This is a genomic window from Streptomyces sp. NPDC002795 (assembly GCF_042888725.1).
Classification (GTDB): domain Bacteria; phylum Actinomycetota; class Actinomycetes; order Streptomycetales; family Streptomycetaceae; genus Streptomyces.
In genome coordinates this window covers 568,003-587,372 of record NZ_JBIAQB010000003.1, presented here as the reverse complement: position 1 = coordinate 587,372, position 19,370 = coordinate 568,003, and the positions used below count along the sequence as shown (strand labels likewise).

Annotated in this window: 15 protein-coding genes; 10 read left to right on the top strand and 5 right to left on the bottom strand. The window is 69.7% G+C overall.

The annotated features are described in order from the left end of the window. Positions 1–18: 18 nt before the first annotated feature. A complete protein-coding gene (locus ACFYWS_RS12045; protein WP_389274092.1) occupies positions 19–624 on the bottom strand; it encodes a CatB-related O-acetyltransferase in 606 nt (201 codons plus the stop codon). A gap of 173 nt (positions 625–797) precedes the next feature. Between ACFYWS_RS12045 and iolC the strand changes: the two genes are divergently transcribed. The 4 genes from iolC (at position 798) to ACFYWS_RS12025 (ending at position 5,785) form a co-directional block, all read left to right on the top strand. Beyond that, the gene (iolC, locus tag ACFYWS_RS12040) at positions 798–1,751 is read left to right on the top strand and encodes a 5-dehydro-2-deoxygluconokinase (protein WP_389273381.1); all 954 of its coding nucleotides are present in this window, start codon (positions 798–800) and stop codon (positions 1,749–1,751) included. Further along, on the top strand, positions 1,741–2,775 hold the full coding sequence (locus tag ACFYWS_RS12035; protein ID WP_389273378.1) for a Gfo/Idh/MocA family protein: 1,035 nt from the start codon (positions 1,741–1,743) through the stop codon (positions 2,773–2,775). The genes iolC and ACFYWS_RS12035 overlap by 11 nt, the downstream gene beginning before the upstream one ends. A 105-nt stretch (positions 2,776–2,880) precedes the next feature. Next, positions 2,881–3,990, top strand: a complete 1,110-nt coding sequence (locus ACFYWS_RS12030) for a glycine betaine/L-proline ABC transporter ATP-binding protein (protein ID WP_389273375.1) — start codon at positions 2,881–2,883, stop codon at positions 3,988–3,990. Then, on the top strand, positions 3,983–5,785 hold the full coding sequence (locus ACFYWS_RS12025) for an ABC transporter permease/substrate binding protein (RefSeq protein ID WP_389273372.1): 1,803 nt from the start codon (positions 3,983–3,985) through the stop codon (positions 5,783–5,785). The genes ACFYWS_RS12030 and ACFYWS_RS12025 overlap by 8 nt, the downstream gene beginning before the upstream one ends. A 52-nt stretch (positions 5,786–5,837) precedes the next feature. Here the strand turns inward: ACFYWS_RS12025 and ACFYWS_RS12020 are convergent, their stop codons facing one another. The 4 genes from ACFYWS_RS12020 to ACFYWS_RS12005 all read right to left on the bottom strand — a co-directional run bounded on the left by ACFYWS_RS12020 (position 5,838) and on the right by ACFYWS_RS12005 (position 10,111). Beyond that, positions 5,838–6,296 carry a MaoC family dehydratase gene (locus tag ACFYWS_RS12020; RefSeq protein WP_389273369.1) on the bottom strand — a complete coding sequence of 153 codons (459 nt, stop codon included), beginning with the start codon at positions 6,294–6,296 and terminating at the stop codon, positions 5,838–5,840. A gap of 113 nt (positions 6,297–6,409) precedes the next feature. After that, positions 6,410–7,753 (bottom strand): MFS transporter, encoded by a 1,344-nt coding sequence (locus tag ACFYWS_RS12015; RefSeq protein WP_389273366.1) that lies wholly within the window; start codon positions 7,751–7,753, stop codon positions 6,410–6,412. Positions 7,754–7,835: 82 nt separating this feature from the next. Next, the gene (locus tag ACFYWS_RS12010; protein WP_389273363.1) at positions 7,836–9,062 is read right to left on the bottom strand and encodes an acetyl-CoA C-acetyltransferase; all 1,227 of its coding nucleotides are present in this window, start codon (positions 9,060–9,062) and stop codon (positions 7,836–7,838) included. A gap of 104 nt (positions 9,063–9,166) precedes the next feature. Then, positions 9,167–10,111, bottom strand: coding sequence for a LysR family transcriptional regulator (locus ACFYWS_RS12005; protein ID WP_389273360.1), 945 nt, complete (start codon positions 10,109–10,111; stop codon positions 9,167–9,169). Positions 10,112–10,258: 147 nt separating this feature from the next. Here ACFYWS_RS12005 and ACFYWS_RS12000 point away from each other — a divergent pair, with 147 nt between their 5' ends. The 6 genes from ACFYWS_RS12000 (at position 10,259) to ACFYWS_RS11975 (ending at position 19,349) form a co-directional block, all read left to right on the top strand. After that, on the top strand, positions 10,259–11,176 hold the full coding sequence (locus ACFYWS_RS12000; protein WP_389274090.1) for a CoA transferase subunit A: 918 nt from the start codon (positions 10,259–10,261) through the stop codon (positions 11,174–11,176). Positions 11,177–11,223: 47 nt separating this feature from the next. Beyond that, positions 11,224–12,018, top strand: coding sequence for a CoA-transferase subunit beta (locus ACFYWS_RS11995; protein WP_389273357.1), 795 nt, complete (start codon positions 11,224–11,226; stop codon positions 12,016–12,018). A gap of 50 nt (positions 12,019–12,068) precedes the next feature. Then, on the top strand, positions 12,069–13,586 hold the full coding sequence (locus tag ACFYWS_RS11990) for a 3-hydroxyacyl-CoA dehydrogenase (protein ID WP_389273354.1): 1,518 nt from the start codon (positions 12,069–12,071) through the stop codon (positions 13,584–13,586). Between the two features lie 169 nt (positions 13,587–13,755). Then, positions 13,756–14,709 carry a hypothetical protein gene (locus tag ACFYWS_RS11985; protein ID WP_389273351.1) on the top strand — a complete coding sequence of 318 codons (954 nt, stop codon included), beginning with the start codon at positions 13,756–13,758 and terminating at the stop codon, positions 14,707–14,709. Between the two features lie 6 nt (positions 14,710–14,715). After that, positions 14,716–17,745 carry a hypothetical protein gene (locus ACFYWS_RS11980; RefSeq protein WP_389273348.1) on the top strand — a complete coding sequence of 1,010 codons (3,030 nt, stop codon included), beginning with the start codon at positions 14,716–14,718 and terminating at the stop codon, positions 17,743–17,745. Further along, the gene (locus ACFYWS_RS11975; protein ID WP_389273345.1) at positions 17,745–19,349 is read left to right on the top strand and encodes a hypothetical protein; all 1,605 of its coding nucleotides are present in this window, start codon (positions 17,745–17,747) and stop codon (positions 19,347–19,349) included. The genes ACFYWS_RS11980 and ACFYWS_RS11975 overlap by 1 nt, the downstream gene beginning before the upstream one ends. Positions 19,350–19,370 lie beyond the last annotated feature (21 nt).

Genomic DNA, 19,370 nt, shown 5'->3' with positions numbered 1-19,370 from the left:
CCCGCCGCGCCGCCCGGCTCACCCGGTCGGCGCGGCCCGCTCCAGGTCGTCGACGCTCCCCGACATGATGTCCCGTACGTGCGCGGTGATGTGCTCCAACGGCCAGTCCCACCACGCCACTTGGAGGAGCCGCTCGATGTCGGTGTCGCTGTAGCGGCGGCGGATGACACGGGCCGGGTTGCCGCCGGCGATGCCGTAGTCGGGGACGTCGTCGACGACCACGGCCCCCGAGGCGATCACCGCGCCGTGCCCGATGCGGACGCCGGGCATCACCATCGCGTTGTAGCCGAACCACACATCATTGCCGACCACGGTGTCGCCCCGCCCCGGCAGCCCGGTGATGAGGTCGAAGTTCTCGGCCCAGGACCCACCCATGATCGGGAACGGGAAGGTGGAGGGCCCGTCCATGCGGTGGTTGGCGCCGTTCATGATGAACCGCACACCCTCCCCCAGCGCGCAGAACTTCCCGATGACCAGCTTCTCCGGCCCGTAGTGGTACAGCACGTTGCGGGTCTCGAAGGCGGTCGGGTCGTCCGGGTCGTCGTAGTACGAGAACTCGCCGACCTCGATGAGAGGCGACTTCACCAGGGGCTTGAGGAGGACGACACGCGGCTGCCCGGGCATCGGGTGCAGCGCGGTCGGATCGGCGGGAACGTTCGCGGTCACCGGTCGGCCTTTCTCGGACACGTGGGGCCGGCGTGAGCGGCCGACCACCCATTGACAGGACATTTGAACAAGGACGATCGTACTCGGGCCAGCGCGCGCCAGAAGCCCGGAGCGAAGGGACGCCAGCCGAGATGCCGTTCGATGTGTTGACGATGGGCCGCGTCGGAGTGGATGTGTATCCGCTCCAGACGGGCGTGGGGCTTGCGGAGGTGTCGACGTTCGGGAAGTACCTCGGCGGCAGCCCGACGAACGTCGCGGTCGCCGCGGCACGCTACGGACGGCGTACGTCGGTGATCACGAAGACCGGCGCGGACCCCTTCGGTGAGTTCGTGCGAACTGCCTTGTCGGGCTATGGAGTTGACGCCTCGTTCGTCGGCACGTCGGACGTCGCGCCGACGCCGGTGACGTTCTGCGAGATCTTCCCGCCGGACGATTTCCCGCTGTACTTCTACCGCTTGCCGAAGGCGCCGGACCTGGACATCGACCCCGAGGATCTGGACCTGGACGCGGTGGCGGCGGCCCGGATCTTCTGGGTGACGGGGACGGGTCTTTGCGAGGAGCCCTCGCGTTCGGCGACGCTGGCGGCGCTCCGGCACCGGGCCAAGCGGGGGACGACGGTCTTCGACCTGGACTGGCGGCCCATGTTTTGGAAGGACCCCACTGAGGCTCGGGTGTACTACCGCGAGGCACTCACCCACACCACGGTGGCCGTCGGCAATCTCGACGAGTGCGAGATCGCGACCGGCGAGCGGGAGCCGCACGCGGCGGCAACGGCCCTGCTGGCGGCGGGAGTTGAGCTGGCCGTCGTGAAGCAGGGCCCCAAGGGTGTGCTCGCCATGGACCGCGGCGGCGCGGTCGCCGAACTGCCGCCGGTGCCGGTGGACGTGGTCAACGGGCTCGGCGCGGGCGACGCGTTCGGCGGGGCGCTGTGCCACGGGCTGCTTTCGGGCTGGGACGTGGCACGGACGGTGTCGTTCGCCAACGCCGCGGGTGCGCTGGTGGCGGGCCGTCTCGCCTGCTCGGACGCGATGCCCACCGCGGCAGAGGTCGAGGAGAAGCTCCGCGAGGTGAACGGTGACGTCTGAGGAGAAGAGTGTGCGCATAGGTGTCATCGGGGCCGGCTGGATCGGCCAGGAGCACATCCGTCGGCTCACCGATGTGATCGTCGGTGCCCGGGTCACCGCGGTGACCGACATCGACGCGGAGCGCGCGGCGCAGGCGGCGCGATACCCGGGCGCGAGGGTGCACGCCGACGGTGCCTCACTGATCGCCTCCGATGATGTCGACGCGGTGCTCGTCACGTCGTGGGGGCCGACCCACGCGGAGCACGTCCTGAACGCGATCGCGGCGGGCAAGCCCGTGTTCTGCGAGAAGCCGCTCGCCACCACCCCCGAGGACTGCCTGAAGATCGTCGAGGCGGAGCGGGCGCACGGCAGCCGGCTGGTCCAGGTGGGCTTCATGCGCCGCTTCGACCAGGGCTACCGGCAGATGAAGGAGGTCATCGACGCGGGCCGGATCGGCACCCCGCTGATGGTGCACTGCGCGCACCGCAACGCATCGTCCGTGGAGTCGTACACCTCCGACATGGCCGCCCTCGACACGGCGGTGCACGAGATCGACGTGCTGCGCTGGCTCCTCGACGACGAGATCGTCTCCGCCCAGGTGATCGTCCCGCGTTCGACGACACACAAGCTCACGCACCTCACCGACCCCCAGTTCATGCTCTTCGAGACCGCGCGGGGCGTCCGTATCGACCTGGAGGTGTTCGTCAACTGCCGTTACGGCTACGACATCCAGTGCGAGACGGTCGGCGAGGACGGGCTCGTCCGGCTGCCCGATCCGGCGGCGGTCGGTGTGCGCACGGCGGGCGCGCACAGCACGGCGATCCTGCCGGACTGGACGGGCCGCTTCGCCGACGCCTTCGACACCGAGTTCCGCGAGTGGGTCGCGCACCTGACGGCGGGCCGCGAGCCCACGGGCCCCTCCGCCTGGGACGGCTACGCGGCCACCGTCATCACCGGCGCCACCATCGAGTCCCGGACCTCGGGCCGGGTGGTCACCACGGACATCCCGAAACGCCCCGACTTCTACACCCCGGCGAGGGCCTGAGGCTCACCGACGGTGTTTGCCCCGACGAACCCGGGGCAGGCGCCACGACCGACGGATGTTGCTTGATTCTGCAACCTTTCACAGGTCGAAGAGAACGAGGTTCACGTGTCAGTCAGGCTGGAGGCCGAGCACCTGTACAAGGTGTTCGGCAGGCGACAGGGCGAGGCGGTCGAGCGGCTCCGTCAAGGGGCCGACCGTGAGGATCTGCGGTCCGAAGGGACCACCGCGGGCGTGATCGACGCCTCCTTCACGGTGGAATCCGGCAAGATCTTTGTTGTCATGGGGCTGTCCGGTTCGGGGAAGTCGACGCTGCTGCGCATGCTCAACGGCCTGTCGGAGCCGACCTCGGGGCACGTGAAGTTCGACGGTCAGGACCTCACCGCCCTGCCCGCCAAGGAGCTGCGGGCGGTCCGCTCCCACAAGATCAGCATGGTCTTCCAGCACTTCGCGCTGTTCCCGCACCGCAGTGTGCTGGAGAACGCGGCGTACGGCCTCGCCGTGCAGGGTGTGCCGCGCGCGGAGCGCGAGCAGCGGGCCACGGAAGCCCTGGCGATGACCGGGCTCGAAGGCTGGGAGAAGTCCTTCCCCGACGAGCTCTCCGGCGGCATGCAGCAGCGCGTGGGCCTGGCCCGCGCGCTGGCCACCGACGCCGAACTGCTGCTGATGGACGAGTCGTTCAGCGCCCTCGACCCACTGATCCGGCGTGACATGCAGGACCAGCTGCTCGTGCTGCAGAAGAGGCTCAAGAAGACCATCGTCTTCATCACGCACGATCTGAACGAGGCCATGCGCCTCGGCGACCGAATAGCCGTCATGCGCGACGGCCGCATCGTGCAGAACGGCACACCGGAGGACATCCTGGTCCGCCCTGCCGACGACTACGTCACCAACTTCATCCAGGACGTGGACCGTTCGCGGGTGCTGACCGCCGGCGCCGTCATGGAGTCCCCCGACGCACTGCGCGCGGGCTCGGGCCGGACGGATCTCACCGACACCGAGCTGCTCGCGAACGCGCCCGCCCGTGTCGGTCCCGACACCCCGCTCGCCGAGCTGTTCGCGCCGTGCGCGCAGCGGACCTCCGAGCCCGTCGCCGTCGTCGAGGACGAGGTACTGATCGGTGTGGTGAGCCAGGAGCGGCTGCTTGCCGTGCTCGGTGAGGGCGCGACCGCCGAACAGGGCGGAACGGCCGGGGACAAGGTGATCGCCCGTGCCTAGCATCCCCTTCGGCGACTGGGTCAACACCGCGGTCAACTGGCTCCTGGACAACGCCGCCTGGCTGTTCGACTTCTTCAAGGCCGTCTTCGAGGGCTGCTACGACGGCATCCTCCTCGTGCTCGACGCCCCGCAACCGCTGCTCCTCGCGGGCATCTTCGCCGTGTGCGCCTGGTGGCTGCGCGGACTGCTCGCCGGTGTCCTCGCCTTCGTCGGCTTCGCCTTCATCGACTCCCTCGGACTGTGGGAACACGCGATGATGACGCTGTCGCTGGTGCTCGTCGCCACGATCCTGGCGCTGGTCATCGCGGTGCCGGTCGGCATCTGGGCCGCGTACTCCGAGCGGGTCAGCGCGACGGTGCGGCCGGTGCTCGACCTCATGCAGACGATGCCGGCGATGATCTACCTGATCCCGGCCATCCTGTTCTTCGGCAGTGGCGCCCCCGCGGGCATCGTCGCCACCCTGGTCTTCGCCCTGGCGCCCGGCGTCCGCCTCACCGAGCTGGGCATCCGCCAGGTCGACAAGGAACTGGTCGAAGCCGCCGAGGCGTTCGGCACGCAGCCCAAGAAGATCCTGTTGCGCGTGCAGTTCCCGCTGGCGCTGCCCACCGTCATGACCGGTGTCAACCAGGTCATCATGATGGCCCTGTCCATGGCCGCGATCGCGGGCATGGTCGGCGCCGAGGGGCTCGGCGGCGACGTCAACGAGGCCATCGGCCAGCTCAACGTGGGGCTCGGCGCGGAGGCCGGCATCGCCATCGTGCTGCTCGCGATCTACCTGGACCGGATGACCAGCGCGCTCGGCACCCAGGTCTCGCCGCTGGGCAGGCGCTTCACGGCCAAGCGCCGCGCCACCGTCACGGGCTTCGGCACGCAGTTCTGGAACCACCGCCCCCGCCCCGCCTTCGCCGGGGTCGGCATCGTCGTCCTCGCGCTCGTCGCCGGTGGCCTGGGCGCCTTCGGCGGCTCCGAGAAGTCCACGGTCTCGGGCGTCGGCAGCGGCGAGAAGATCACCATCGGCTACATCCCCTGGGACGAGGCCACCGCCACCACGTACCTGTGGAAGGAGGCCCTGGAGCGCCGCGGTTACGAGGTGCAGGTCAAGCAGTTCGAGCTCGGCCCGCTGTGGACCGCGCTGTCCCGCGGCGACGTGGACTTCCAGACGGACGCCTCACTCCCGGTCACGCACGCGCCGTACTGGAAGAAGTACGGCAAGGACGTCGAGTCCCTGGGCACCTGGTACACCGGCAAGATGGAGAACAAGCTGGCCGTGCCCGCGTACATGAAGGGCGTCGACTCCCTCGCCGACCTGAACAGCCACGCGAGCGAGCTCGGCGGCAAGATCACCGGCATCGAGGCCAGCGCGGGCCTGACGGCCCTCCTGAAGAAGAAGGTCGTACCCGCCTACGGCCTCGGCTCCAAGTTCAAGGTCGTCGACAGTTCCACGCCCGCGATGCTCGCCGAACTCAAGCGCGCGTACGCGGCGAAGAAGCCGATCGTCGTCAGCCTGTGGACCCCGCACTGGGCCTACGCCGACTTCGACATGAAGAACCTGAAGGACCCGAAGCACGCCTGGGGCAAGGGCGACGACCTGCGCGGCGTCGGCCGCAAGGGCTTCTCCGACGAGCACCCCCGCGTGGCCGGCTGGCTCAAGAACTTCAAGATGAGCGAGAAGCAGCTCATGGACCTGGAGTCCGTGATCAACAAGGCCGACAAGGGCGCGCAGCAGGACGCGGTGCGTACCTGGCTGAAGCGGCACCCGGGCTACACGGAGAAGATGACGCCGGTCAAGAAGTAGGGCAGGTGTCCGTAGGCCGGCGCCGCTGGACCGTCCCTGACGGTCCGCCGGCCTACGGGTAGAAGTGCGTCAGTGACTCCGCCACGCACGCCGGCTTCTTTGAGCCCTCCAGTTCGAAGGTGAACGCCCGCGTCATCTGCACGCCGCCCCGCGCGACCTCCGTCACGTCGGTGACGGAGGCGTGCAGGCGTACACGGCTGCCGACGGGCACGGGAGCCGGGTAACGGACCCTGTTGACACCGTAGTTGAGGGCCCGGCCCACGCCCTTGACCTGGAGCAGTTCGCCGAACATCGGGATTCCCCAGCTGAGGACCATGTAGCCGTGGGCGATGGTGCGTCCGTACGGGCCCGCCTCTGCGCGCTCGACGTCCGTGTGGATCCACTGGTGGTCCCCGGAGACGTACGCGTACGTGTCGATGAGCTCCTGGGTGATCTCCTTCCACTCGGAGTGCCCGAGGTCGCGTCCGGTGAGGCCGAGGATCTCCGGGATGCCATGGACGGTCAGGGGCATTGCGGGGTGTCCGTTCGTCGTTGACTTGAGGTACGCGTGTGCCAGGGGTGCGGCCTCGGGGCTCTGCCCCGGACCCGCTGCTCAAACGCCGCAGGGGCTTGCTTTGCCGCCGGTCACGCGGACGCGGCGACCGTGCGGGGTGCCGGGGCCGGGTCCGCGGCCAGTTCGTCGTGGTTGGGGCGCTTGAGCAGGAGCAGCATGCAGCCCAGCGTCAACGCGACCTGGAACAGGGCGTAGGCGATGACCGCGGTGATGGATCCCGTCCGGTTGAGCAGGAACTGGCCGACGATCGGGGTCGTGCCACCGAGGATCGTTCCGCACAGCTGGTAGCACAGGGAGATGCCGGTGTAGCGCAGGTGGGCGGGGAAGCGGCTGGCGAGCATGCCGGCGAGGGCCGCGTAGTACAGGCAGTGCGGGATGGTGGCGACGGCGACGCCGAGCATCGCGAGGCCGTAGTTGTTGGTGCTGATGAGCAGGAACATCACGGGCAGCAGCACCAGTTCGGGCACCAGCATGACGGTGACCGCGCGGGACCAGCTCTTCATCTTGGTGGCGAGCACGGCGCCGAAGGGCTGGACGATGACCTGCGTGATGTTGGCGACGAGGATGATCGTCAGGAAGGAGCTGCGGTCGAAGTCGAGCGACGTGGTGGCCCAGGACAGGGCGAACGTCGACTTGAAGTACGTCGCGGACAGGCCGATGGTGCAGGCGCCGATGCCGAGGGCGATGAGGCCGGGGTGGCTGCGCAGCACCTCGGTGAGCGGAAGCTTGACGACTTCCTTCTTCTCGATGAGCTTGGCCATGGCCGGGGACTCGGCGACCTTCAGACGGACCAGCAGGCCCACCAGGACGAGGGCGGCGGAGGCGAGGAACGGCACGCGCCAGCCCCAGGAAACGAAGGCGTCGTCGGGCAGCTGGCTGATGGCCAGGAAGCTCAGCGTGGCCAGGGTGTTGCCGACGGGCGACCCTTGCTGGGCGAACGCCCCGTACAGCACCGACTTGCCCTTGGGCGCGCTCTCGGAGGCGATGAGGACGGAGCCGCCCCATTCGCCGCCGAGGCCGATGCCCTGGATCATGCGGATGCAGACCAGCAGGATGGGGGCCGCGACGCCGATGGAGGCGTAGCTCGGCAGCAGGCCGATCGCGGTGGTGGAGATCCCCATCATCAGCAGGGTGATGACGAGGGTCTTCTTGCGGCCCAGGCGGTCGCCGAAGTGACCGAAGATGATCCCGCCGATGGGTCGGGCGAGGAAGCCGACCCAGAAGGTGGCGAAGGCGACCAACGTGCCGATGGCGCCTTCCAGTTCGGGGAAGAACACCTTGTCGAAGACGAGCGCCGCCGCGGTGCCGTAGATGTAGAAGTCGAACCACTCGATGGTGGAACCGACGAAGGCACCGACTCCTGCTCTGTTGGCGGCTTTGGTCTCCGCACGTGAGGTGGCGGTGGACGCACTCATGGGTCGCTCCGTGAACGTCGTTGATCAAGCGGATGGGGACGGGCGGGGACTGCTGGGGACTGTTTTGGTGACTGGGGAGTCGTTACGCGGCCACGCGCTCGAAGACCGCGGCGAGGCCCTGGCCGCCACCGATGCACATGGTCTCCAGGCCGTAGCGCGCCTCGCTGCGGTGCATCTCGCGGGCGAGCGTGGCGAGGATGCGGGCGCCGGTGGCTCCGACGGGGTGACCGAGGGAGACACCGGAGCCGTTGATGTTGATGCGCTGCTCGTGGTCCTTCTCGCCGAGGCTCAACTCGCGGGTGCAGGCGAGGACTTGGGCTGCGAACGCCTCGTTGAGCTCGATCAGGTCGAGGTCGGCGAGGGTGAGCCCGGCGCGCTCCAGGGCGGCCCGGGTGGCCGGGACGGGTCCGATGCCCATCGTCCTGGCGGGGACGCCCGCGCGGGCGAAGGAGACGAGGCGGACCAGCGGGGTGAGGCCGAGGCGTTCGGCGGTGGCGGCGCTGGTGACGAGGCAGGCGGCGGCCGCGTCGTTCTGACCGCTGGCGTTGCCCGCGGTGACGGTGGCCTCCGGGTCGGACTTGGCCATGATGGGCCGCAGCGCGGCGAGTTGCTCGGCGGTGGTGTCCGGGCGCGGGTGCTCGTCGGAGCTGACGACGGTGTCGCCCTTGCGGCCCCGTACGGTGACGGGCACGGTCTCCGCGTCGAAGCGGCCCTCCTGGGCGGCGCGGGCGGCGCGTGCTTGCGAGCGCAGGGCGAGGGCGTCCTGGTCGGCGCGGCTGATGGCGTACTCGCGGCGCAGGTTCTCGGCGGTCTCGATCATGCCGCCGGGGACGGGGTGGTGGATGCCGCCCGCGGTGACCCGGCCGCGCGCGAGCGAGTCGTGGAGCTGGAGGCCGGGCCCTTTGATGCCCCAGCGGCCGTCGTGTGTGTAGTACGGGGCGGCGCTCATCACGTCGACGCCGCCGGCGATCACGACCTCGCTGAACCCGGCCCTGATCTGCATGGCGGCGTCGAGTACGGCTTGCAGTCCGGAGCCGCAGCGCCGGTCGATCTGGGCGCCGGTGACGGTGTCGGGAAGGCCGGCGTCCAGGGCGGCGACGCGGCCGACGGCCGGGGCGTCGGACGAGGGGTAGGCCTGCCCGAGGATCACCTCGTCGACGCGGTCCGGGTCGATTCCGGTGCGGGCGACGAGCTCGGAGACGACGCGCGCGGCGAGCGCCGCCGGTGTCTGCCGGGCGAAGGCGCCGCCGAAGCGCCCGATGGGGGTGCGCAGTGGTTCGCAGATGACGACATCGTCCTGTTCGGGCACGGCGGAACACCTTTCGGGCGGCTCAGGGAGGTGAGGCGACCATCGCACCCGACCGCTGAGTCGGTCCAATACCAAGTTTTCGATCCATCAAGACGGGAGGCGTCTCAATCAGTGCTTCCGGGGTCTGCATCAGCGCCTCCGGGGTCTGCATCAGCGCTTCCGGGCGTCGGCAGCGCCTCCTCGCAGACCGCGAGCACCGCACGGAGGGCAGCCGAAGGGTTGTCGGCCCGCCAGGCGAGGGCCGCCTGACGCCGGATGGGCTCTCCCGCGAGGGGCCGGTAGACGAGCCCGGTCTGCTGGATGTGCCGCACCGAGGACACCGTGAGCGTGACACCGACACCGGCCGCCACCAGCGCCAGGATCGTGTACGAGTCGGGGGCCTCCTGCACCACGCGCGGGTTGAACCCGGCCGCCTCGCAGGTCTCGACCATGGCGTCGCGCACCGTCGACCCGGCGTTCGCGGGGAAGGAGACGAAGGGCTCGTCGGCGAGGATCCCGATGGGGATCTCGTCGAGCGCGGCGAGGTGGTGGTCGGAGGGCAGCGCGCACAGCAGCTCCTCCTCGTCGATGACCCGGTGGGCCACGCCCGGCTGGGTCACCGGGAGCCGCACGAAACCGAGGTCGAGCGAGCCGTCCGCGACCCGGTCGAGCGCGACGTTGGCGTACGTCTGGCCCTTCATGACCAGTTCGAGGGCCGGGTGCGCGGCCCGTACCGCGCGGGTGAGCCGGGGCAGTGTCTCGTGGCTGGAGGCGCCGGCGAAGCCGATGGTGACCCGGCCGAACTCCCCGCGCCCGGCGGCCTTCGCGGCCCGCACCGCCGTGTCGAGGTCGTCGAGCACCGTCCGTACGGGTTCGAGGAAGGACTCCCCCGCGCTGGTGAGGCGCACGGAGCGGGTGTTGCGCTCGAAGAGCTGGACGCCGAGCTCCTTCTCCAGCTGCCGGATCTGCTGGCTCAGCGGCGGCTGCGCCATCTGCAGCCGCTTGGCGGCCCGCCCGAAGTGGAGTTCCTCGGCGACGGCGGTGAACGCGGTGAGATGACGCAGCTCCACGAGCCCGCCCCCCTTCATCAATCAGGAGATTCATTAATCAGGAGTCTTGATCCGACCTTAATTTGGTATTGGACGGCAATCAATAGGCGCTGACACGGTAGGGCCACCCCTACGCACTCACCGAGGAGCACCGTGTCACCGAAGGTCATGTCGATGAAGGAGGCCATCGCCGCCTTCGTGCACGACGGCGCCACCGTCAGCATCGAGGGCTTCACCCACCTCGTCCCCACCGCCGCCGGACACGAGATCATCCGGCAGGGCCGCAGGGACCTCACGGTCGTCCGGATGACGGCGGACATCGTCGTGGACCAGATGCTCGCCGCGGGCTGCGTCTCGCGCCTCGTCTCCTCCTTCGTCGGCAACTCCTCCGCGGGTTCGCTCGGTGAACTGCGCCGCAGGATCGAGCGAGCGGACCCCGCGCCGCTCGCGTTCGAGGAGTACAGCCACTACGGGATGATCTGCCGCTACCTGGCCGGCTCCCAGCGCCTCCCGTTCTACCCGCTGCGCTCCTACGGCGGCAGCGACCTGCCCGGCATCAACAACGCGCTGCGGAAGGTGACTTCGCCCTACCCTGGCCCCGAAGGGGAACCCGAGCAGATCTACGTGGTCCCGCCCGTGAACCCGGACGTCACGATCATCCACGCGCAGCGCGCCGACCGTCGCGGCAACACCCAGATCTGGGGCCTCACCGGCATCCAGGCCGAGGCGGTGTACGCGGCCGACAAGGCGATCGTGGTGGTCGAGGAGCTCGTCGACGACGACGTGGTCCGCTCGGACCCCAACCGCACGCTCGTCCCTGCCCACGCCGTCGACGCCGTCGTGGTGTGTCCGCGCGGCGCGCACCCGTCGTTCGCGCAGGGCTATTACGACCGCGACAACGCCTTCTACCGCGCCTGGTCGCACATCAGCAAGGATCCTCAGCGTCTCCAGGAGTGGCTGGCGGAGTGGGTGTACGGGACGGCCGACCACGCCGAGTACGTCGCCAAGCAGGGCGAGGAGTTCTGGGAGGGACTCGCGGTCGGCGAGGCCCTCAGCGAACCGGTGAACTACGGGCGGCGACTGTGAGCGCGACACACGAGAAGGACGCGACACACGAGAAGGAACGGACCACCATGACTGCCGCCACGCCCGAGACACCCGGGGTCACCGACACGGTCACCTCTTCGGAGCTGCTCTCCGTCGTCGCCTCACGCGAACTGGCCGCCCGCCGCACGGTGTTCGCCGGAATCGGCCTCCCCACCCTCGCCACCGAACTGGCGCACCTGACGGTCGCCCCGCAGATCGAGGTCGTCTACGAGTCCGGGGTGTGCGGCGCACACCCCTCGCACCTGCCGGAGACCATCGCGGACGCCGTGCTCATCTCGGGCGCGGAGGCCGTGCTCTCGATGCCGGCCCTGTTCGGGTGTGTGCTGCAGGGCGGACACATCGACGTCGGCTTCCTGGGCGCCGCGCAGATCGACCGCTGGGGCAACCTCAACACCTCGGTCATCGGGGACTGGGAGAGCCCGTCGGTACGGCTGCCGGGATCCGGCGGCGGCATCGAGGTGATGGCCAACTCCCGTGAGGTCTTCGTCGTGATGCGCCGGCACAACCCGCGCTCCTTCACCGAGACCCTGGACTTCTGCACCACCCCCGGCCCCGACCGCGCGCTCGCCGAGGGCATCCGGCCGCTGGGCGTCGGTGTCACGCGTGTCATCACCGAGCTGGGCATCCTGGCCCGCGAGGGCGTCGGCGAGGAACTGCGGCTCACCGCCGTCCACCCCGGTGTCACCGTCGAGCAGGTCAAGGAGGCCACGGGCTGGGACCTGAAGGTGGCCGACCGCGTCGAGACGGTGGAACCGCCGAGCGCGGCGGAGCTGCGGCTGCTGCGCGAGGACGTCGACCCCGGCCGGGTCTACCTCCGCTGACCCACCCCGTACGGCACACCTCCCGAATCTGCGAAAGGACCCCAACTGCCATGCGTATCAGGATCGTCGGCGCCGGAGCCATGGGCCGCGGCATCGCCCAGTGGGCGGCGAGCGGCGGGCACACCGTCGAGCTGGGTGACGTCCGGGCGGAGGCGGTGCGCGATGCCGTCGCGTTCGTACGGTCGATGCTGGACCGCGCGGTGGCCAAGGGCCGCATGACCGCCGACGACGGGGCGGCGGCCGTGGCGCGGCTGATCCCGCTGGACGATCCCTGGGCACCGGGCCCCGACGTGGAGCTGGTGGTCGAGGCCGTACGGGAGGACCTGGACACGAAGGCGGAGGTCTTCGGGAAGCTGGAGCAGGCGCTGCCGGCCACCACCGTCTTCGCGACGAACACGTCGTCCCTGTCGGTGACGCGGATCGCCGCCTCGCTCGACGACCCGACGCGCCTCGCGGGTCTGCACTTCTTCAACCCGGTTCCGCTGATGCGGATCGTGGAGGTGGTGCCGGGCGCCGCCACCCGCCCCGAACTCCCTTCGCTCCTCATGGAGTTGGTCGAAAGCTGCGGGCATCGGGCGGTGACGGTGGCCGACACACCGGGCTTCCTGGTCAACCACGCCGGGCGCGGCCTGGTGACCGAGGCGCTCGCGCTCCTGGAGGAGTCGGTGGCGCGGCCCGTCGACATCGACCGCGTCGCGCGCGATGTACTGGGGCTGCGGATGGGTCCGTTCGAGCTGATGGACCTCACGGGGCTCGATGTCACGGCCGCGGTCATCGACTCCATCTGGCAGGGCTTCCGCCACGAGCCCCGGCTCCGCCCGTCCTACCTCACACCGAACCGGGTGACGGCGGGCCTGCTCGGCCGCAAGACCGGGCAGGGCTGGTACGCGTACGGCCTAGAGGAGTCGGGCTCCCCCGAGGAGCCGGTGACGGGCGACGCGGGCCGCCCGGTCCACGTCGCGGGCGAGGGCGGGGACGTGCAGGCCCTGCGGGACGCGCTGACGACGGCCGGCGCCTCCGTGGAGCACGACAGCCGCCCATCCGCCGAGGCCATTGCCCTCGTCCCGGTCTGGGGCACCACCGTGGCCGACGCGGTCGCCGCCCACGGGCTCCCCGCCGCGCGCACCTTCGGCGTGGACCCGCTGTCGGTGGCGAGCGGCCGCCGTGTGCTGTCGGTGACACCGGCGGCCGACCCGGCCGCCGCCCGCGACGCCCGCGCGGTCCTGGCCCGCGGCGACCACACGGTGACACTCGTCCGTGACACCGCCGGTTCGGTGGCCCAGCGCCTCCTCGCCTCGGTGGTGTCGGTCGCCGCGTCGATCGCCGAGCGCTCGCTCGCCGCCCCGGCGGACATCGACCTCGCCGTGACACTCGGCCTCGGCTACCCCGTAGGCCCGCTGGCCTGGGGCGACCGCATCGGCGCCGCCCGCATGCTGGACCTTCAGCGCTCCCTGCACACCACCACGGGCGACCCCCGCCACCGCCCGACGCGCTGGCTCACCGAACGCGCCGAGCTGGGGCTGCCGTTGACGCACCGGGGTACGAGGCCGGAGGACTGCCTGGGCTGAACCGCCGGCCGGCCATCCGGACCGTGAACCGTCCGATCCGATCCGCCCCTGCGCCCGAACATGCCCCACATCAGGGCCGGTTGGCCCGTTTCGCCAACCAGCCTGCCGTCCTACTCTCCCTGGCCTGGGGCCGCCGCGTCGGCCCTGCCCGAAACCAGGGGGGCGCGCAATGCCGACCAGCAGCCGCAAGGGCACGACGAAGGCCGCAGGCGACCGGGATCAGGGACGCGAGGGCGAGGGGCGGTTCGGGCCGCCGATCGCCGACGAGGCATCGTTCGACGCGCTGACCTCGGACCCCGGCCAGGCGGCGGCGCTCTACTTCTACCTGCACATGGACCATGTGGTGTGCGCCGCGCACCGGGTCGCGATCGCCGCGGTCGAACGCCCGCAGATGTTCACGCGGCTGCGCGAGAAGGGGTCGGCCAGTGATCTGGCCCGGCTGCGGGCCCGGTACGGTCACGACGAGCGGGTGCCCGACAGGGCCCAGCGCACCGCCGTCTACCTGGGCGCCTTCCAGGAGACGGCGTCCCGGCCGGTGCGCGACGCGGGCGGCTTCAGCTTCCCGCAGGAGCGCGACGCCCTCCTCGACGCCTGCTGCAAGTACGCCGAACGGGTCTACGACACCGGCGTCGACCTGCTGCTCGCGTCGGTGCGCAACGCCCATGTGACGCTGCAGTCCTATCTGGCGGGCCTGCACGGCGACAGCCTGGTGTGGAGCGTGGAGGAGACCCTGGGTGGGATCGCCCGGCAGCTCTCCTATCCGCTGCTGCACGACGCCGGGATCAACGCGGCGTTCGGGATCACGACTCCTCCGCACCCCGACTGGCCGTTCCGCGAGGACGCCAACGCCGACAAGCTCCTGGAGGAGATCGACCGCCAGTTCCCGCTGCCCGCCGTGGCCGGCCAGGAGGCGCCGGCACCGCTCACCCGGGCCGGCAGCAGCAACCGGCAGCGCACCGCGATCCGGGGCGCGGAGGCGATCGCCGCCGTCCTGCGGTTCCCTCCGAACGGCCCGGCCGATCAGCTGATCGACATGACCTCCAAGTGCTACCTGTGGGCTACCGCGCTACGCAGCCTCACCCCGCCGCCGGTGGCCTCCCCTGGCCCGCAGTACGCCGGGTGAGCGGCCGTGGCCGACGACGCGGAACCCAAGGAGTACGAGCGGCTGCCGATCCTCGACTTCCTGGTGGTCCGGCCGCCGCGGGCGGTCGACGCCTCGGTGCTGCGCCGCGCGTACATCCGTGACGACGCCCTTGTCCTGCGCGCGGGCAAGGCGGTGCGCGAGGACACCGATCTGCACTCGCCGAACAGCCCTTCCAGGATCGGGCGGCTGGTCTTCACCAAGGTGTGCTGCGAGCACCAGGAGCCGTCCGACGCGGCGATGCAGGACCTGTTCGACGCCCTTCTCGGCCTGCTCACCCCTCGCGTGATCGCCAATTGCCACCCTCGGGAGGCGATGGAGCCGAGCGCGCCCGTGGACCTCGCCGAGCTGGAGCGGCATGCGCATCTGAGGGTGGGTGATGTGTACTTCGTGCTGCCGGACACCCTGGACCAGATACTGGGCGTGCCTCTGGTGGCCAGGCTCAACGCGGTGCTGAAGGTGCTGCGGGCGGCGGCGGAGCAGTCGCCCGCGACGCTGCCCGCGAAGTTCCGGCAGGACCTCGACCAGGCCCTCGGTGGGCGCGTCGCACGACAGGTCGTGTACGACGGGGCCGTGCACAGCGTCGAGTTCATGGCGGCCAAGCGGGTCCTGTTCGACACCCTGTATCTGCTCTACATCCTTCGGCGGTGGGCCCCGCTCGACCTGTCGGGGATCATCGACGGGCTGCGGACGCTGCACGTCCTGGAGCACCTGGCCGGCCCATCCGTGGCCACCGGCGCCCAGTTGAGAGAGCTGCTGGCCGCGAAGCCGGTGATCCACCCGATGTTCGCGCGGTTGTTCCGCTACTGCGGCACCCCGTTCAACGAGATCAAGCCGGTGGGTGTGGCCGAACTGAAGGTCGTCAAACAGTGGCTGGTGGGCTATCGGCCCGGGGAGATCTCCGACATCCACAACGTGATGCTCGGCGAGCTGAAGAAGCGCCACCACCGGCTGCTGTCCAAGAGTGAGGACGTCTTCTCCGGCACCACCGAGGAGGACAGCGAGACGACCACCGACACCGGTTCCACCACTCGCTTCGAGGTCAAGAACGAGTGCGAGCGCGTGGTCAAGGAACAGCTCGGCGCGAACGCCAACCTGAGCCTGTCGTACGGGCAGGCGCCCAGCGTCGTCGTCAACATCGGCGGCGGCATCACCTGGAGCAGGACCCAGGACCGCACCGACAAGGCCGCCCTCAATTTCTCGCAGGAAGTGGTGAGCAAGGCGGTCAGCCGGGTGCAGTCGCGCACCGTCCAGCAGCGCTCGATGACCAAGCTGCGCGAGGTCGAGGAGCGCAACGAGCACGAGTTCCACAATGAAGAGGGCCACGGCCACGTCTCGGGCATCTACCGCTGGGTCGACAAGGAGTACTGCGCGCAGGTCTTCAACTACGGCTGCCGGATGATGTTCGAGTTCGTGCTGCCCGAGCCCTCGGCGTTCTTCGTGGATTCGCGGCTGCGGCAGCACGAGGCGGAACTTCCGTGTCTGGAGCAGCCGAAGGAGCCGGAGTACAAGAAGGTCGAGCTGTCCTTCACGCCCGACGACATCGACGCGCAGTGCTTCGCCGGGCTGCAGCAGAAGTACGGCCTGCAGAACGAGAGTTACCCAGTGGAATACAAGCGGGTGACCCTCATGAACACGGCGACGAACGAGGTGACGTTCGCCCGCAAGGACATCCCCAAGGAGCGTCACCCTCTGATCGACACCTACCAGTCCCGTGTCGAGGGTCTCGACGGCTACGAGGTGCGGACGGTCCGGCCGACCGGCGTGATCCTCTACCGCGAGCTGGACGAGTTCCCGGCCGACAAGAACAAGCACACGGCGACCTTCGACTGGAACCAGTTCACCGTGACCATGAACGGTGCGGACCTGCTGCGCTACGACGACACCGTGCTCACGATCAAGCACCACCTCTTGCACCCGCCGCAGAGCGACGTCTCGCCGCCGGCGGACGGCCCGATCCTGATGGACGGGGACCTGCTCACCCTGTCGGTCGCCCACCAGGACGTCACGGAGTACTCGGTGTCCCTGACGCTGATCCTGAAGATCGGCACGGTGAAGCTCAAGGCCTGGCAGCAGAAGATCCACACGGCCGTACGCCTCATCGAGCAGGAGCGGGTGGACCGGGAGAACCAGCAGCTGGAGCTCGACTACCGGTCCCGCCAGGTCGACTACCGCAACAAGGTCGCCGAGATGAGCTCCGTGCCGGTGGCCCAACTCCTTCGCGGCGGACCCGAATCGGTCAACCGGGAGACGATCCTCACCGAACTCAAGCGCCAGTGCCTCGCCATGATCAGCAAAGAGTTCGACGCCGACGACTCGGACGATCTGCTGACCGACGACGAGACCATGGGCAGCCGCACCGTCGACGCCGACACCATCCGGGTCAGGGTCGACGAGGACGTCTACCGGGACGAGAAGAAGAAGGAGAAGATCACCTGCGTCACCTTCTCCAACGGCCCGCGCGAGGTGACCTATCCGCTGCCGCGCCTGGAATCCTCGCGCGACAAGGGCCGGCACATCCAGTTCCTTGAGCAGGCATTCGACTGGCGGCAGATCTCGTACGTCTTCTACCCGTACTTCTGGCGCACACCGAAGCGCTGGGTCGAGCTGAGCGGCCGCACCGAGCCCACGGACCCGCACTTCGAGGCGTTCCTGCGGGCCGGCGCGGTACGGGTCCTGGTGCCGGTGTCCGAGCACTACAACGCCGACGTGGAGCACTTCCTGTGCACCCGCGAGCCCTGGTTCGGCGGGGACGCCCCAGTCATCGGCGATCAACTGTATCTGCCGATCCACGAGGAGCTGCGCCGGCAACAGGACGACCGCTACCACGCCACCCCGGAGGGGAAGCCCTGGTCGTTCGTGGTGCCGACGACGCTGGTGTACCTGCAAGGCAGCCAGGACCGACTGCCCGATCTGGCGGCCGAGCGCGCCGGCGCCGACCAGGTCGACACCAAGCAGCCGTCCGGCGGACAGGCACTGCGCAACGGTCATGGGTCAAACCCCCAGGTCAGGCCTTGATGTTCACACATGTGGAGCTGTGGCCCGATCCGGACGAGGGCCTCACCCGCGGGCCGGATCCGTTCACACTGCCGAGCGCGGAGGACGACTCCACGCTGATCGGCCGGCTGAAGCGGCTGTACCTCGTGCGGCTGCGCCAGTACGAGGTACAGCTGCGCGACGCCTTCCGGAAGGCGGCCGGGTCCGCCCACCTCCGCGGGCTGCCACAGGAGTCCGGATATCCCGAGGTGCCGGTGGCCGGCCGCGAGGAGGTCGTCGTCTTCGACCGCGACCTCTACCGCCAGCTGTTCGACCTCTACACCTACCAGGGCTGGACGGCGATCACCGCCGTGGCCGATGCCATCGAGGACCGGCTCACCGCCGAGGACCGGCCGCTGGCGCTTGCTCAGGAGTTCTTCCGCTTCACCCAGCGGGTGCTGTATCTGCTGATCCGGCAGGAGCTGATCGAGATCGAACGGCTCGCGGCGGAGCGACTCACCCTGCAGCTGTCCCACGTAGCGTCCGAACTCGCCGCGGCCTGGAAGCACTTCGGCTTCCACCGCATCAAGGTCGACGTTCCGCTCGGCTACTACGCCACCATCGCCGGGAAGGCGTGGGCCTTCAAGGATCCGGGCTGTGCCGAAGCCGTTTACAAGGCGATGCGGACGGCCCACGCCCAGCGCAAGAAGTGCGACGCGCTCGTCGGCGACAAGGAGCAGCAGCCAGGTGAGGCGGCCCGGGCCGCCCTGGAACTGTACGAGTCGATGCGGCGGGTGATCCACCTCAACGCCCCGCTCGCGCTGCTCGCCCTCAACAGCATGGAGGACGACACCAAGCGCTGGCAGATGGAGCACCTCATCGGCCGCACGCTCAAGGAGTTCCTGGACCGGGCCGACCGGCTCGGCGAGGGCATCGACGCCGGGCGCAGCATCTCCTCCGCCGTGCTGCGGGGCGCCGGCCCCCGCTGGGAGGACGGCCTGCCGGTGACCGTCGACAACATTTCCGAGGTCGTCATCGAACCCCCCGGTCCGGAGGCCGCACTCATCGACTGGGCGCTGGCCCGGCTGGGCCCTTCGGCCGCCTACTTCCCGCTGGTCTGCGACTCGATGCTCGACACCCTGGCGGAGACGGGTGTGGTGCGCCGCGACAGCTTCACCCGTGTCGTCCGCCAACACTACGTGGCCGTGCTGCGACCCGAACTCGAGGAACGCCGCAAGTCGTCCGCTCTGTGGGAGGGTTTCTGGTCGACCTTCAGCAAGCTCGCCTCGGCCATTTCTCTGGTCCTGCTCTTCACTCCGGCAGCGGAGATCGCCCCGGGCGCGGTGACCGCGGCCCGGATCGCCGACGCGATCCTCCTGGCGCACACCCTGCACACCGTGACCGGACAGCTGTCGATGCTCGACGAGATCCTGTCCACGCTGCTGATGCGGCCGAACGCGCTCGCGCTGCCCGCGCTGGCCCGCCTCGGTGAACTGCGGGCGTACCGCGCTCAGTACATCGACAACGTCGACGAGAGCCTGCTGCTGTTCGTGTTCTCCCTGGGGCCGGGTCAGTGGGCCGAGGTCAGGCCGCTGCTCGAACTGCACGGCTACTACGGGGATCTGCGCACGGTACTCGGCCTGTAGACATCGCGAGCACCGGCCGGG